The 15137-nt window shown below is 70.2% G+C and carries 14 protein-coding genes; 11 read left to right on the forward strand and 3 right to left on the reverse strand.

All coding sequences use genetic code 11. The features are described 5' to 3' along the window. Positions 1–23: 23 nt before the first annotated feature. Entirely contained in the window at positions 24–614 is a 591-nt protein-coding gene (locus QA861_RS44280; RefSeq protein WP_334594601.1) for a TetR/AcrR family transcriptional regulator, read from the forward strand. Positions 615–1472: 858 nt separating this feature from the next. Here QA861_RS44280 and QA861_RS44285 read toward each other — a convergent pair. Beyond that, on the reverse strand, positions 1473–2081 hold the full coding sequence (locus QA861_RS44285; RefSeq protein ID WP_334594602.1) for a TetR/AcrR family transcriptional regulator: 609 nt from the start codon (positions 2079–2081) through the stop codon (positions 1473–1475). 237 nt (positions 2082–2318) lie between these two features. Here QA861_RS44285 and QA861_RS44290 point away from each other — a divergent pair, with 237 nt between their 5' ends. The 10 genes from QA861_RS44290 (at position 2319) to QA861_RS44335 (ending at position 10539) form a co-directional block, all read left to right on the forward strand. Then, positions 2319–3029 (forward strand): ATP/GTP-binding protein, encoded by a 711-nt coding sequence (locus QA861_RS44290; RefSeq protein ID WP_334594603.1) that lies wholly within the window; start codon positions 2319–2321, stop codon positions 3027–3029. Positions 3030–3105: 76 nt separating this feature from the next. After that, on the forward strand, positions 3106–3705 hold the full coding sequence (locus QA861_RS44295; protein WP_334594604.1) for a flavodoxin family protein: 600 nt from the start codon (positions 3106–3108) through the stop codon (positions 3703–3705). Positions 3706–3851: 146 nt separating this feature from the next. Then, complete coding sequence (locus QA861_RS44300) at positions 3852–4781, forward strand: DMT family transporter (protein ID WP_334594605.1); 930 nt, start codon at positions 3852–3854, stop codon at positions 4779–4781. 42 nt (positions 4782–4823) lie between these two features. Then, positions 4824–6290 carry an FAD-dependent oxidoreductase gene (locus QA861_RS44305; protein WP_334594606.1) on the forward strand — a complete coding sequence of 489 codons (1467 nt, stop codon included), beginning with the start codon at positions 4824–4826 and terminating at the stop codon, positions 6288–6290. A 108-nt stretch (positions 6291–6398) separates the two neighbouring features. Further along, positions 6399–6812, forward strand: coding sequence for a nuclear transport factor 2 family protein (locus tag QA861_RS44310; protein ID WP_334594607.1), 414 nt, complete (start codon positions 6399–6401; stop codon positions 6810–6812). A gap of 74 nt (positions 6813–6886) precedes the next feature. Continuing rightward, positions 6887–7285: a nuclear transport factor 2 family protein gene (locus QA861_RS44315; RefSeq protein ID WP_334594608.1), complete on the forward strand. Its 399-nt coding sequence runs from the start codon at positions 6887–6889 to the stop codon at positions 7283–7285. A gap of 86 nt (positions 7286–7371) precedes the next feature. Next, complete coding sequence (locus QA861_RS44320; protein WP_334594609.1) at positions 7372–8361, forward strand: AvrD family protein; 990 nt, start codon at positions 7372–7374, stop codon at positions 8359–8361. A gap of 30 nt (positions 8362–8391) precedes the next feature. Next, the gene (locus tag QA861_RS44325) at positions 8392–9411 is read left to right on the forward strand and encodes a beta-ketoacyl-ACP synthase III (RefSeq protein WP_334594610.1); all 1020 of its coding nucleotides are present in this window, start codon (positions 8392–8394) and stop codon (positions 9409–9411) included. A gap of 56 nt (positions 9412–9467) precedes the next feature. Next, positions 9468–9716, forward strand: a complete 249-nt coding sequence (locus tag QA861_RS44330; protein WP_334594611.1) for an acyl carrier protein — start codon at positions 9468–9470, stop codon at positions 9714–9716. A gap of 73 nt (positions 9717–9789) precedes the next feature. Then, on the forward strand, positions 9790–10539 hold the full coding sequence (locus tag QA861_RS44335; protein WP_334594612.1) for an HAD family hydrolase: 750 nt from the start codon (positions 9790–9792) through the stop codon (positions 10537–10539). 544 nt (positions 10540–11083) lie between these two features. On the opposite strand, the gene QA861_RS44340 is transcribed toward QA861_RS44335, so the two are convergent. Further along, the gene (locus tag QA861_RS44340; RefSeq protein WP_334595048.1) at positions 11084–12283 is read right to left on the reverse strand and encodes an IS701 family transposase; all 1200 of its coding nucleotides are present in this window, start codon (positions 12281–12283) and stop codon (positions 11084–11086) included. Positions 12284–12638: 355 nt separating this feature from the next. Beyond that, a complete protein-coding gene (locus QA861_RS44345) occupies positions 12639–15101 on the reverse strand; it encodes a SpoIIE family protein phosphatase (RefSeq protein WP_443041655.1) in 2463 nt (820 codons plus the stop codon). Positions 15102–15137: the final 36 nt, after the last annotated feature.

Genomic DNA, 15137 nt, shown 5'->3' on the forward strand with positions numbered 1-15137 from the left:
TCAGAAGGCGGAGGAAGGACAGCGTGGCGAACTCTGCAGGCAGGCCAGGGGAGTTGCCGGCCCGAGGCAAACGGGCCGACGCGCAGCGCAACCAGCAGACGCTGCTCACCGCCGCCGCCGCGGTGTTCGTCACGTCCGGCGTCGACGCGCCGATCCGTGAGATCGCGGCCAGAGCGGGCGTCGGGATGGGGACGATCTACCGCCACTTCCCGACGCGGGCGGACCTGGTCGTCGCCGTCTACCGGCACCAGGTCGAGGCCTGCGCCGAGGCGGGCCCGAGCCTGCTGGCGGGCGCCGACTCACCGCTCGTGGCACTCCGTCAGTGGGTCGACCTGTTCGTCGACTTCCTGGTCACCAAGCACGGCCTCGCCAACGCGATGCAGTCGGACACCAGCGGCTTCGACGCCCTGCACGCCTACTTCCTCGACCGCCTGGTCCCCGTCTGCGCCCAGTTGCTGGACGCGGCGGTCGACGCCGACGAGATCAGGGCCGGTACACAGGCGTACGAGCTGATGCGCGGCATCGGCAACCTCTGCATCGGACATGACAGCGACCAGCGGTACGACCCGCGGCGCCTGGTCGAGCTGCTGCTCAAGGGGCTGGCGGGGAACTGACGCCGGGTGGGTGCCTGGACTCGGTCGCCGCTCGGCGGCGTAGAGCTGGACGACCGGTGGTGGCTGCGAGTGCCGCTCCGGCCTCAGCGTGAACTGCCGGGAAGGCGAGCCGACTTGACGCAGACCATGCTGTCCCCGTTGCGCTCCAGCGGCTCTCCGGTGCCCCCAGGGAGGCCGTGATCGTCACCGACACCACGTCGGTGTCCGGGGCCTCGGCCTGGCGGGCTTCGGCGGCTTGGCGGGCTTCGGCTGCCGTACAGACCAACCCCGATGCCGAGCCGCCTACTTCAGAAGGTTCCCTCACCGTTTCCGGCCTGACGTTTCCCGTCCGGCCGTCCCCGCCCCGCCCCCGTGCCGGGTGCCGCCGACCTTCCCGTGTCTGCCGACGGGCCAGTGCGATCGGCCCGTACGCCGTTCGCGCCTGTGCGGGCGTCTTGACGCGTCGGGAAGACCTGGTCCAGCACGCGCCGACGGCGACAGTGACGGCACTCACCCCGCGGAGCGGCCCAGCGCGGGTGCCGCGGAGTCCGCGACGCGGGCCGGAATCGCGGCCACGGGCGAACCTGGAGGAAGTCCGTCAAGTAGAGCGGCCATCGCTTGCGGGAAGGTCGGGGCCTCACTACGGTCGATCGTGTTCGTAGAAGTTCGCAGTAACTCAGGACAGCGATCAGGACTCTGATGGGCCATCGGCACTTCAGCGCCGGGCTTCGCTGCCTGTCGACACAGTCCGTGGGGGATTATGAGGATCAGGTCCACAGGCCTCGGCGAGGCCGGCGCCGGGGGCGAAGCCCGCTGAGTCGGCGGTCTCTCCTCCCACCTCGATCAACAGGGCTCGGGGCAGGAGGAAGGGCGTGCCCGTCACGCCTCCTTCGAAGCGGAAACGGCACCGGCACCGGCACCGGCACCGGCACCACGCTCGGCGAAGAAGACGACGAAGTCCTTCAGCGCCGCCAGGTCCACGTCCTCGCCGTTCGTCCCCAGGCACAGCCGACTGAGCTGAGGCATCACCATCGGCCAGGCTCCCAGTCCGATCAGGGTCAGCAACAGGCGTCCGCTGTCCTCCTCGGAACAGTCGGCGTTCTCGGCCAGCGCCTTGGCCGCGAGCGAGTACCACGAGGCCCGGCCGGAGGTGTCCGAGGTTCCGAGGTGTCCGTCCTGCAGTCCTTCGAACATGAGCAGTCGCAGCAGGGTGGGGTCGTTGCGGTGGTAGTCGAAGATCCGGCCCACGTAGTCGCCGATTGACCCCTGGCCCGGCCGCACCTCCCGGACGAGCTCGCTCATCGCCTCCGCGACGACGGCTCTGAACAGCCCGTCCTTGCTGTCGAAGTGCCCATAGATGCGTTCCTTGTTGACACCCGCGCGCTCCGCGATGCGGTTCACCCGCGCTCCGGCGATGCCGTAGCTGCTGAACTCCGCTCGCGCGGCGTCCAGGAGTCGGCGCTTGGTCGTTTCCGTGCTTCCAGCCATGCGACCAGTCTATTGCCTCAACCATCCAACCGGTTGGTTGACAACATTTGATGCACATGCAACTATTTCCAACCAACAGGTTGGATGGCTCTGTCGACGCAGCCGGGGCCTCCCTGTCCACCCGTCGCCCCCCGCCCCTCGCCGACGGCACGAGCGTCCAGGTCCGGGCCGACACCGCGCCGGCCACCCGCCCCAACCGAATGTCGCAGCAGACCCAACAGAAAGGCCATCAGGCGCGTGAAGATCGCAATCTCAGGTACGTACTCGGCCGGCAAGACGTCGACGGTCATGGCGCTGTCCCGCTACACCGGGGTCCCGCGCACCCTGGCCCGCACCATCCGGGAGATCCTCCCCGAGGCCGTGCCCGGCAAGGCCCTCGCGGAGGTCACTCCGGCGGAGTTCCTCCAGCTGATGCTGCGCCGGCACACGGGCCGGGCCGCGGCGGAGGCCGTGCTCGGCGATCACTTCATATCCGACGGCTCCTCGCTGCAGGAGTGGCTGTACGGCGCGGGCCGCGTCATGCACGGGATGAACCCGAACGCCACCGCGGACAACGCGGGCGGCCGAGCGGTCGTGGAGGAAGCGGAGATGGAGTTCTTCGCCAAGGTCGTCGACCAGTACGCCATCGCGCTGAAGCAGCACGTGAGGGACACCTACGACGCGTACGTCCACCTGGAGCACGAGCTCCCGATCGCCGCGGACGGCCATCGGCCGATGAACGAGGGCTTCCGGGCGACGATCGACAAGAAGCTGCTGCAGACGCTGGACGAGCTGGAGATCCCGTACCACATCGTCCGGGGCACCATGCCGGAGCGCCTGACGCAGATCTGCGAACTCTTCGGCCTCACGCCCGTGATGAGCATGGACGAGGCCCTGGAACTCTCCCGCCAGGACTACGCGGCCCAGGACTTCCGCCTGGAGACGGAGCGCGTCGCGACGGCCGCCTGAGCGGCACCGAACACAGCTCCCACCCCTCCCAACCGCCCTTGCTCACACCATCGTTCCCGCCCTGGAGGCACCCGTCATGACCGAGAAGCCGTCCGTCGTCATCGCCTACTACTCCGGATTCGGCCACACCGACGTCCTCGCCCAGGCCGTCGAACGCGGCGCCCGCAGCGCCGGAGCGGACGTCACCCTCGTCCGCGTCGACACCATCACCGACGAACAGTGGCAACTGCTCGACAACGCCGACGCCATCATCTTCGGCTCACCCACCTACATGGGCAGCGCCGCCGGCAAATTCCACGTCTTCGCCGAAACCACCAGCAAGCGCTGGGCCAGCGCCGCCTGGCGGGACAAACTCGGCGCCGGCTTCACCAACGCCGCCTGCAAGGCCGGCGACAAGCACTCCACCCTCGCCTACTTCGCCACCCTCGCCGCCCAACACCAGATGAACTGGATCAACCTCGGCCTCCACCCCGGCTGGCACACCAGCACCGAGTCCGAGAACGACCTCAACCGCCTCGGCTACTTCAACGGCGCCGCCGCCAGCACCCCCGCGGACCTCCCCCCGCACGAGGTGTCCAAAGCCGACATCGCCACCGCCGAACACCTCGGCGAACGCGTCGCCCACCACACCGCCATCGTCCTCGCCGGCCGCAAAGCCCTCGCCATCACCGCCTGACCCGGCGGCAGGCGCCGCTCATCGGGAGGGTCGGCGACCGGTCCCGCCCGCGGCCACTTCGAGCAGGTCCTCACCGAGCCGTCATCGTTCCCGAGCGCCGAGCGCGTGACCGCGCCCGTACCCACCCCCTCCCCGGAGCCCACCAGATGAAAAACTCCACCCTCCTCGTCCGCACCGCACTAGGTCCGGCCATCGGCGGCACCCTCTTCTACGTCGCCGGCCACTATCTGCCGCCCACCCCCTACTGGGACAGCTTCCTGCGGGTACTGCCCGCCGGTCTCCTGCTGCTGGCGATCCGCCCCGGCCTGCCCCGCGGCGAGTGGTGGTGGAAGTCGCTCGTGCTCGGCACGCTCAACATGGGCATGTTCACCCTGTTCCTGCTGATCTCCGCCCAGCGTCTGCCCGGCGGCGTCGCGGCCACGCTGAACTCGACGTCCAGCCTGGTGGCCATCGCCGTCGCGTCGGTGGTCCTCAAGGAGAAGATCCGGCCGCACCACTACATCGCCTGCCTGGTCGGTGTCACCGGCGTCGCACTGCTCGTCCTGCGCAGCTCGGCGAGCCTCGACACCATCGGCATCCTGGCCGGTTTCGGCAGCGCCTCCAGCATGGGCGTCGGCAGCGTCCTGGCACGTAAGTGGGGCCGCCCCGAGGGAGTGCACAGCCTCACCACGGCCGGCTGGACCCTGCTCGGTGCCGCCGTCGTCCTGCTGCCGCTCTCCCTCATCTTCGAGGGTGCGCCGCCGAGCTTCACCGGCAGGCAGCTGGCGGGCCTCGCCTGGGCCGCGTTCGTGGTCGGCGCGCTCGGCTTCGCCCTCTTCCTCTCGGGCGTCCAGCGGCTGCCGGTCTCCCAGTCCGCTCCGCTTCCGCTGATGAACCCGGTCACCGCGGCCATCGTCGGCTGGGTGGCGGTCGGCGAACGGCTCACCCCGCTGCAGGCCCTCGGCGGAGTGCTGGTGTTCACCGCGATCCTCCTGGTCGCCAACCCGAAGCTCCTGGGCCGTTTCTTCACCAAGCCCGAACCGGCGAAGGCCACGGCCCCCGCCGACGACACACCGCAGGTCGCGTCGTCCTCCTAGGACCTGTCCGGCCGCGGCTTGTTCTTGGAAACGGGAGAACGTATGAAGAACTACGACGTCGTCGTGATCGGCGGCGGGCCGACCGGGCTGGTCCTGGCTGGACTGCTGTCGCGCGCCGGGGTGAAGGTGTTCGTCGCCGAGCGCAGGCTCCACCGCGGCGACCGGCCCAAGGCGGTCGTGCTGCACGCGCCGACCCTCGAACTCCTCGACTCCTTCGGGCTGCTGGACGACGTGTACGCCCGCAGCATCCCCCTCGAACGGTTCACCTTCCGGGTCGGCGGGGCGGGGACGTACTCCGCCGAGATGACCGGAATGGACACCTTCCTGGACGGCTACCGGAACATGCCGCAGCCGATTCTGGAAGGGCTGCTCGAGAAATACTCACTCGAATACGGCGCGCACATAGAACACGGCGTGAGCTATCTTTCCCACGAATGTCTTTCTGACGAACACGCTTCCCCCGAAGTGGACGACACCGGAATAACGGTCCGTTTCGACGGCCATGAGGACATCCGCTGTTCCTACCTGATCGGGAGTGACGGCCCGCGCAGCGCCGTACGGGAGTCACTGGGCATTCCGATGACCGGCCGCAGCCTGACGTCGAGCTACCTGCTCGTCGAAGGCGTCCCGCAGGAACTCGTCGGCCGGGACGAAGTGGGCATATACGTCGGGGAGACCGGCATGGTCACCATGATGCCGATCCCCGGCGACCAGGTGCTCGTAGCCGGTCCGGCGGTGTCCGGGCTGGCCCTGGACCGCGGCGCGGACGTGCCGTGGGGCCGGATCTCCGACGCGATCGAGACCCTGGGATTCGGCAGCCGCCTGAGGCTCGCGGACGCTGTCCGCACGAGCCACTATTCCGTGGAACTGCGGATCGCCGAACGTCTGACGGCCGGAAACGTCGTCCTGGCCGGCGACGCCGCACATCTGAACACGCCGGCCGGAGGACAGGGACTCAATCTCGGTATCAGCGATGCCGTCGCACTGTCCTGGCGCATTCTCCTGGCCCTGAACAATGGTGATTCGAGTGCGCTCGCGGGATATGACGAGGAACGTCGTTCCTACGCGGAAAAGGTGGTGAAGACGACGTTCGTGGCGCCGTTCATCGAACGGATCCGGGCCTCGGACGACACGACCGCCCCGGCGGTTCAGCGGGAGCTGGACGAACTGGCCCTGTCCTGGAGTCAGTTGTATCCCGGCGACGAGAACTGGAACGGCGCGCACTACGAGCTGACAGCCGGCGCGCGCGTTCCCACCGCCCTGCGGACCCGTGACGGAGTAGTTCCGTTCCTCCCCCCGAGCGACCGTGTCGACGGTTCGACGTTGGTGCTGTTCGACGACGCGGACTCCGAGACCCTCGCGCCCGAGCCGTCGGTCCCCCCGGTGCGGGAGGTACACCGGCTGCCCCGGCCTTCGCTCGGCCGGGTCACCGTGCCGAAGAACGCCCGGGGAATCCTCGTACGTCCCGACCGCCGGGTCGCGCGGGTGCTGGAAAAGCAACCCTCGTGACCATCGTCCTCGCCGGCCGCGAAGGCCTCGACGTCACCACCTGACCCGGCCTGGACAAGGGCACACACTCCACCACACACCCCACCACACAGAAGAGTTGGAACCACCATGACCACCGCTGCCACGCGCACCACCGACGAGACCGTCGACGCCTTCTTCGCCGCCTTCGGCGCCGGGGACTCCCAGGCCCTGCTGGGCCAGTTCGCCGACGCCGTGGACTTCTACGTCGCGGGCTCCCCCAGCATCCCGTGGGCCGGCTCCCGGTCCACCCAGGACGAGATCGCCGAGTTCTTCGGCCTCTTCCCGCAACTCCTCAGCGGCCCCGAGTCGTTCGAGATCACCACCCGCGTCACGCAGGGCCAGGACGCCGTGGTCATCGCCAACTGCGTCTTCGAAGTGATCGCCACCAAGAAGAAGTTCACCAACCGGTACGCGCTGCACTTCACCGTCACCGACGGCCGCATCGTCCGCTACCACATGTACGAGGACAGCTACGCGATCCACGAGGCGTTCACCGCCTGACCCGGCGCGCGCCCCACCGGCGTACCCACCGAAGTCCACGCAGCTCCGCCAGTCCCAAGGAAAAGAGAAAACACATGTCATTCCCGGCCATGCCCAAGGCTGTCCACCAGTTCTACGCCGGTTCGCTGGCCGCCGACCCCGAACTCTGGGGCGCGGGCTTCGCCGAGGACGCCCTCTTCCACGACCCGGTCGGCAGCGAGCCGATCCGTGGCCGTGAGGCGATCCTCGCCAAGCTGCGCAAGGTGATCCCGCTGTTCGACCCGTTCATCGGCATCACCCCGATCGAGGCGTACACCACCGGTGGCGAGACCGCCGTCTCCTGGCGCGGCGCGGTGGTGACCACCGACGGCAACCCCGTGAACTGGTCCGGTATCTCCGTCTTCCGCCTCGACGACGAGGGCCTCATCGCCGAGGCGCGGCTGTACTTCCACCACGGTGTCTTCGCCGCGCAGGCCCAGCTCGGCGACCACTGAGTCCGCCGTCCACGGGGGCACCCGTCCCCCGCACCGCGCGCCGGGGCGGGGGACAGCTCACACATCCTGATGGGGGAGAGTCACACATGCAGGTCACCGATCCAAGACAAGAACTTCGGCTCGCGAGCGTCGACGACGTACTGGGGGACCGTCACGCACGGTTCTTCGGAGAGGGCTTCAAGCGGGTCACGTACTCGCTGACCGACATCGCCGTCACCGCCGGCACCCCTTCCACGCCGGGCGAAGTGCACGCCACCGCGGGCATCCACCTTCCCGACACCTGGTCGCTCAAGGGCGAGGCCGTCCAGCGGCCGCATCTGTCCACCATCGACGGAATGCTCCTCGCCGCCCGGCTCACCGGTCTGTACGCCGCTCACACCCACCGCCTGGCGGCCGACGCGCCCTTCCATGTGCGCGGCATACGCATCAAGGCCGGTTCCACTCCCGACGAGATGGGCCTCGACCGCTTCGGCGTGACGGCCCGGCACCGCTCGACCACCGTGTCCCCGGACCACGCCGGTCGGTCCGTCACCACCATGGACTGCACGATCGGCTCGATGACTCTGCGGGTCGAGGCCGAGCACCCGGCAGCGGAGGACCCCGACCGTACGCCCGGCTCCTACGCCACCGCCGAGGACCTGGGCGGCTCCTGGAACTCCACGGCGTTCGGCGTCTCGCACCACAACCGCAGCCAGTTCCTGGAAGACGTGGTGGCGGACGTGTCCGCCGGCACGGCGCACGCCCGGCTCACCCTCGTCGACGCTCCCGGCCCGGACACGGCGAAGGAGCACGGTGCCACCGCGATCGACCTGTTCGTCTGCGCCCTCCAGCTGGGACAGGTGCTGCTCTACGAGCTCGACGGCCTGACCCGTGCGAAATCCAACACGCTGTGGATGCGCACCACCGGTTTCGCACCGCGCACCGAGGCAGAAGCCGAGCCCGACGGCCGCTTCCGCGTCACGCTGGACCGCACCGCACTGCTTCCCACCGCCGAGGGCACCTGGCGCACCGGACGCATCACCGCCGCTCTCGGCGACACCCAGCTGACCTGCAACGTCGTACACCTGTTGCCCTGATCCGCTGCCTTACGCCAGAAAGCGATCGCCGTGCACACCACATCTGTCGCGCTGGTCGGCCTGGGCAGCTATCTGCCCCCGCAGCGCATCTCCAACGAAGCCCTCTGCGAACGTCTCGACACCACCGACGAGTGGATCACCAGCCGCACCGGCATCCGTAACCGGCACTGGGCCGGCCCCGGCGTCGCCACCGGTGATCTCGCCGTGGAAGCCGGCCACCGGGCCCTGAAGTCGGCCGGCCTGGAGGCCGGACCCGGCGCGGTCGACCTCGTCGTGCTGGCCACCACCACACCCGACAACCCGTGCCCCGCCACCGCCCCCGATGTCGCCTCGCGTCTCGGCCTCGGTCCCATAGCGGCCTACGACATCGCGGCGGTGTGCTCGGGCTTCCTCTACGCGCTCGCGGCCGCCTCGGCGCAGATCACCGCCGGACAGGCGCAGCGGGCCCTGGTCATCGGAGCCGAGACCTACTCCACCATCCTCAACCCGACCGACCGGACCACCAACGTGATCTTCGGTGACGGCGCGGGAGCGGTCGTGCTCTCCGCGGCGTCGGGCCAGGACGAGGCCGGTCTGCTGCTCGCTGTCGAGCTGGGCTCCGATGGCAGCGGACGGGACCTGATCACCATCCCGGCCGGCGGTTCACGCCAGCGCGCCACCACGCCGGCGCCCGACGCCGACGACCGCTACTTCACCATGCGGGGCAAGCAGGTCTTCACCCAGGCCGTCAACCGCATGACCGAGTCGTCGCAGACGGTGCTCGACCGGCTGGGCTGGGCGGCCGACCAGGTCGACTGGCTCGTGGGCCACCAGGCCAACGCGCGGATCCTCAACGCCGTGGCCCGTGGACTGAGCATCCCCGCCGAGCGCGCGGTCATGAACCTCGACAGGGTCGGCAACACCTCAGCGGCCTCGATTCCGCTCGCCCTCGCCGACGCCGCAGGCGACGGCTCACTCACCCCGGGCGCGCGTGTCCTGCTCACCGCCTTCGGCGGAGGTCTCACCTGGGGCGCCGTGGCCCTCACCTGGCCGGACATCGTCGCCGCCTGAGCGACCCCGTCCCACCCCACACACGAAGCTCCTCGTACCGAAAGGCGAAACCTCACATGAGTACCTCTACCCTGCCGCTGGCCGACGTCCTGATCGACATCCTGCTCTCCGACTACGAGGTCCCGGAGAACACCGACATGAACACCGACTTCGAGAGCCTGGAGTTCGACTCCCTCGTCCTGGTCGAATTCGCCGTGGCGCTCTCGCGACGCTTCGACGTCGATGTGGAGGACCACGAACTCCAGGAAGCCGGAACCATAGCCGCCACCGCCGAGCTCCTGAAGTCCAAGGGCGTCCAGGGCTGACCGGTCGGGGCCGCCGTCCGACGCCGCGGTCACCGGGCGTCGGACGGCGGCGTGACGCCTCACAGGAGAGACCATGAGCCCCCGACGCCTCGCGTTCTTCGACGTGGACGGAACCCTCACCACGGACATCACGCTCTTCCGCTTCCTGCGCTACTACCTCGCGGCCCAGGGACACGGCCCCCAGGTCTACGAACAGCGGCGCCAGCGGCTGAAGGCCATGACGGCCATCGGCGTGCCCCGGGAGGCGACGAACCGCGCCTACTTCACCAACTTCCGCGACGCCGACGCGGCAGCCGTCACCGACCTGGCCCGGGCCTGGTTCGAGAGGGAGCTGGCCCAGGGCGGCTTCCTCAACCCCAGTGCCGTCGACGCCCTGCGCCGGCACAGGTCCCGGGGCGACACCGTCGTCTTCGTCTCCGGGTCCTTCCCCGCCGTACTCATGCCGCTCGCCGAACACCTCCGCGTGACCGACATCCGGGCCACCACACCCGAGATCGTCCACGGCCGCTACACCGGAGGGCTGCTGAGAACGCCGATGATCGGCGCGGCGAAGGCCGACGCGGCGCGCGAGGCGGCCTCGGTGCACGGGGCGAGCCTCGCCGACTGCGCGGCCTACGGCGATCACCTGTCCGATCTGCCGATCCTGAACGCGGTGGGCACACCCGTGGCCGTGGCGGGCGACCCGAGGCTCGACCAGTACGCGCGGCTGCACCACTGGACCGTCCTGCCGGGCGCCCCCGAGTCGCCGGAGATCCCACTGAGCAAGTGCGTCGCGCCACGTGACGGCGAGGGCCCGGTGCGGGCGCGGGAAACCGTCGGCTGAGGTCGTCGCGAGAAGGGGGGAAGCGCACCTTGACGCACGCCGGCTCGCTTCGGCCCGGATCAGGTCGAGTGCGCGTCGGTGGCGGGCGCCGTCGACGAGGACGACCCGGTCGCGGACGTGGTCCCGGGCGGCTGGATCGCCGAGCCCGTGAGGCACGTCGCCCTCATTGCCGGCCCTGGACCTGTGCGGGCGCCCGGGAACGGATCCGCATGCGGTGTGGATTCGCCTCGGGCCGCATGACGACGTCCTTGGCGGCGATCTTGGCGTCGATGCGGAAGCCGCGGGTGTGACGCGGTGGCCGGAAGGGCCGCCCGCCGCCGGTGGAAAGTGACGATGCCGCGGGCCACGCGGAGGACGGCTCCGGCCTGACGCCTGTCTTCAGGACCGCGAGGCGCCGCCCCCAGCTGTGACCGTGTCTCCCTCTCGACCTCCAGCCACACTCCACCCCGTCTCCCCCTGACCCCGTTGCGGGAGGCCGCTCGACGCGGCGCACGCGCAAACGCCACCGGCGAGCACCGTTTCACGACGAGAGCCGCGTCCGGTCTCAGCGTCCCCCTTGAAGCGCCAGCAGGCGCAGGGTGTGGGCGGCGGACGCGAGGGTCATGTGCCGGTGCCAGCCGCAGAACGACCGCCCGACGAAGTCCGCCGCACCCGTCCGGTCGGCGCCGAGGCTACGGTCCAGGGCCACCTTGCGGGTCAGTTTGGTCAGCTTCAGCAGGTCCGCCGGAGCGGTGTCCGCCAGGTCGGACACCCATACCTGTGCCGGACTGTCCTGCCCGTGGCGCCACTCGCCGAGAAGTACGAGAGGCCGGTGATGGCCCAGTCCGGGCCCGGCCACCCGGACCTGGACGGCGGCCACCCACGACGTGTGCGTGCCGCCCGAGCCGCCCGGATCGGCCCATTCGACGCTCCGCCGGGAGAACTTGGCCGAATCCAGGATGCCCGCCGCTGACATGGGCCATCTGTCGGACCGGGACAGCGCGGGGTCGTCCACGATGAACCGGTTGGCCGCGGCGATCCTGGCCACCACGGGCAGCCCCCCGGCGGCGAGGCGGCGTGCGGACTGCCAGTCGGCGTCCGCCCGCAGATCCATGAGCACGGGCCGCGGCGGGACGCGCCAGTCCCGTGCCGCCTGAAGCACCGTGTCGGCCGCGCACTGCTCCATCGACTCGTAGGTGACGGTGGACGGGATGTCGGCACGTCCCCGCAGTGCCTCGTCGTCGATCCAGTGCCGTGGCATGAACAACTTCCAGTTGACGGGCGCGCTGAGAGCCGTGGAGGCGTACCACGCGCCGAAGGCCCGCTGGCCGCCCACATACCGGCCGGCCTGGGGATCCAGGAACCGGCCCACACCCACCGTGTGCTCACCGTCCTTGGGAATGGTCACGGCGTTCAGCACCCAGGCCTGCGGCGGGCACACCCGGTCGAGGAAACCCGCGTGCGCGGCACGCATCGGCGCCCAGTCCCAGGTCGAACCGCAGATGAAGTGGTGGAGCCGCTGTTCCTCGTCCGGCCGGCCGAGCGAGAGGGCGATGTTACGGACCGACTTGCGGCCGTCGGCGAGCAGCAGACCGTGCAGATAGTGCTCACCGCGCACTCGCTGGTCCCGTCGGCTGAGGGAGGAGAAGAGTTCCGCGGTGGCGGATCGAGGGCGACCGAGGCGAGGTGGACGCGCTTCCCGAGCAGGTCGATCCCGCAGCGCGGCCTCATCACGGGCACGGACCCCACCGGGCTCGAACGACAGGCTCGCCCACCCGTCCGCCCGACTCGCCCGTCCGTTCGTCCGCCCGTCCGACTCGCCCGTCCGACTCGCCCGCCCGGCTCACCCGTCCGCCCGCCCGTCCGACTCGCCCGCCCCGCTCACCCGCCCGTCCGACTCGCCCGCCCCGCTCACCCGCCCGTCCGCCCGACTCGCCCGTCCGCCCGCTCGGCTCACCCGCCCGTCCGCCCGACTCGCCCGCCCGCTCGACCGACCGTCCGTCCGTCCGTCCGACCGACCGTCCGTCCGTCCGTCCGTCCGGGACACCCGGCGTCGAAGCCGGATCGTCGATCAGCCCTCACCCAAGAGGCACCTGAGAGGGTTCTTGGTCGCCGGGCCGTCAGCTCTCGCCTTGGTCGCCGGGCCGTCCCGGGAGGTCCTGCTCGGCCCAGATGATCTTTCCGGCCTGGGTGTAGCGGGTACCCCAGCGGCGGGTCAGCTGGGCGACGAGGAACAAGCCCCGGCCGCCCTCGTCGGTGGTCCGCGCATGGCCCATCCGGGGCGAGGTGTTGCTCGCGTCGGACACCTCGCAGATCAACTTGTCGTGCCGGATCATGCGCAGCCTGACGGGTCCGGTGCCGTGCCGGATGGCGTTGGTGACCAGCTCGCTGACGACCAGTTCCGTGGTCATCGCCAGATCCTCCAGCCCCCATCCGAGAAGCTGACGGACGGCCAGCTCCCTCGCGCTCGCGACGATCGCCGGATCCGTCGGCAGGTCCCACGAGGCGACCCGGTCGGCGCCCAGCGCGTGCGGCCGGGCCAGGAGCAGGGCCACGTCGTCGGTCTGCGGGCCGGTCAGCAGGTTGTTCACGACCGCCGAGCACAGCTCCTCCGGCGGCAGGCCGGACTGCGCGAGCACATCGCTGAGACGGGACAGCCCCACATCGATGTCCTGGTCGCTGCTCTCGATGAGGCCGTCGGTGTAGAGGGCGATCAGGCTTCCCTCGGGGAGGGAGATCTCGGCGGACTCGAAGGGCAGCGACCCGAGGCCCAGCGGAGGGCCCGACGGGAGGTCGGGAAAGGTGACCTTGCCGCCGGGGGTGACCACGGCGGGCGGCGGATGTCCGGCCCGGGCCATGGTGCACAGCTGGGTGACCGGGTCGTAGACGGCGTAGAGGCAGGTGGCGCCCAGTACGGCGGTGGCGATGGGCTCGTCGTCGCCGCCCTTCTCCTCGGTCAGGCGGATCACCAGGTCGTCCAGGTGGGCCAGCAGCTCGTCGGGCGGCAGATCCATGTCGGCGAGCGTCTGTACGGCCGTACGCAGCCTGCCCATGGTCGCCGCGGCGTTGAGGCCGTGTCCGACGACGTCACCGACGACCAGGGCGACCCGGGCCCCGGACAGCTGGATCACGTCGAACCAGTCGCCGCCCACCCCTTCCCTGGCGTCGGTCGGCAGATAACGCGAGGCCACCTCCATGGCGGTGCCCCCGTTCAGCGTCTGCGGGAGCAGACTGCGCTGCAGGGCCAGTGCGGCGGTGTGCTCCCGGGTGTAGCGGCGGGCGTTCTCCACCCACACGGCGGCCCGGCTGACAAGCTCCTCGGCGAGCAGCAGATCGTCCTCCTCGAACTTCTGCGGGTGCTCCATACGGATGAAGGAGGCCACCCCCAGCACGGTGCCGCGTACGGACAGCGGCACCCACATCGCCGAGTGCATCCCGAATTCCGTGATGCTCCTGGCCCGCGCCGGATCCTCCGCGACCCACGGGGCGGTGACCTGGTCCAGGAACGGTTCCAGCACCGCGGTGCCGTTGGCCATGGTCTCGTAGTACGGCGAGGACCTGGGCGCGTCGATCGAGTCGCCGGTGGCGATCACCGACTCCGGGCAGCCCTCGTGGATCGACTGCTGCCCGGCCCGCCGTACGTGATACGCGCTGCCGTCCGGCCCCGAACCGGGTTCGTCGCCGTGCAGCACCGCTTCCAGCAGGTCGACGGCCACGAAGTCGGCGAGCCTCGGCACCGAGAAGTCGGCCAGCTCCTGAGCGGTCGCCATCACATCCAGCGTGCCCCCGATACGGGCGCTGGCCTCGCTGAGCAGGGCCAGGCGCTCCCGGGCCCGCCACCGGTCGGTGACGTCCATGCCCATGTAGCAGACGCCCAGCGGGTTGCCGTCCGGGTCGTCGAGGCGAAAGAAAGAGGTGGAGTAGGCGTGTTCCTGGTGCGGATCCGCCCAGGTCCAGCCCCGGTACTCGTAGTCGACGACCGGCTTGCCCGTCTCCAGCACCTGCCGCATCTGCGCTTCGAGCGCCTGGGTGTTCAGGCCCGGCAGCGAGTCCGACATCCGGCGCCCGAGCCGCTCGTCGCGCGGCACACCGCCGTAGCGCTCCAGGGTGTCGTTCATCCACACGTACCGCAGGTCCGGGCCGAGCACGGCCATGCCGAGCGGTGAGCGGGTGAGGAACCCTTCCAGCACCTCCCCGCTGACCGCCCAGGTCGGCGCCTTCGACACGTCGATCGCCGATACTAGCCAGGCCCTGCGGTCGTCGGTGTCGGACATCGCGGTCACCCGCAGCCCGACCTCGACCCGGCGGCCGTCACGGTGCCGGGCGCCCACCAGGCCGCCCCAGCTCTCCCGGGTTCCGCACTCCTCGACGACCTCGGCCGCCCGTGACGCGTCTTCGGACCGCGCCAGCAGAGTGGCGGCGGAGCGGTTGAGCACCTCCGCCGCGCCGTATCCCAGAAGCCGCTCGGCGGCCCCCGTCCAGCCGATGACCGTGCCCTTCGCATCGATCACGGCGGCCGCGACGTTCGCCGTCTCGAACGGTCCATGCGTTCCGTCCGGTGTTACCTCCCTGGGGAACATCATGAAGGCCGTCCCATCTGGCGGATGGCATATGGATGA

Source organism: Streptomyces sp. B21-083 (assembly GCF_036898825.1).
In the GTDB taxonomy this organism is placed as follows: Bacteria; Actinomycetota; Actinomycetes; order Streptomycetales; family Streptomycetaceae; genus Streptomyces.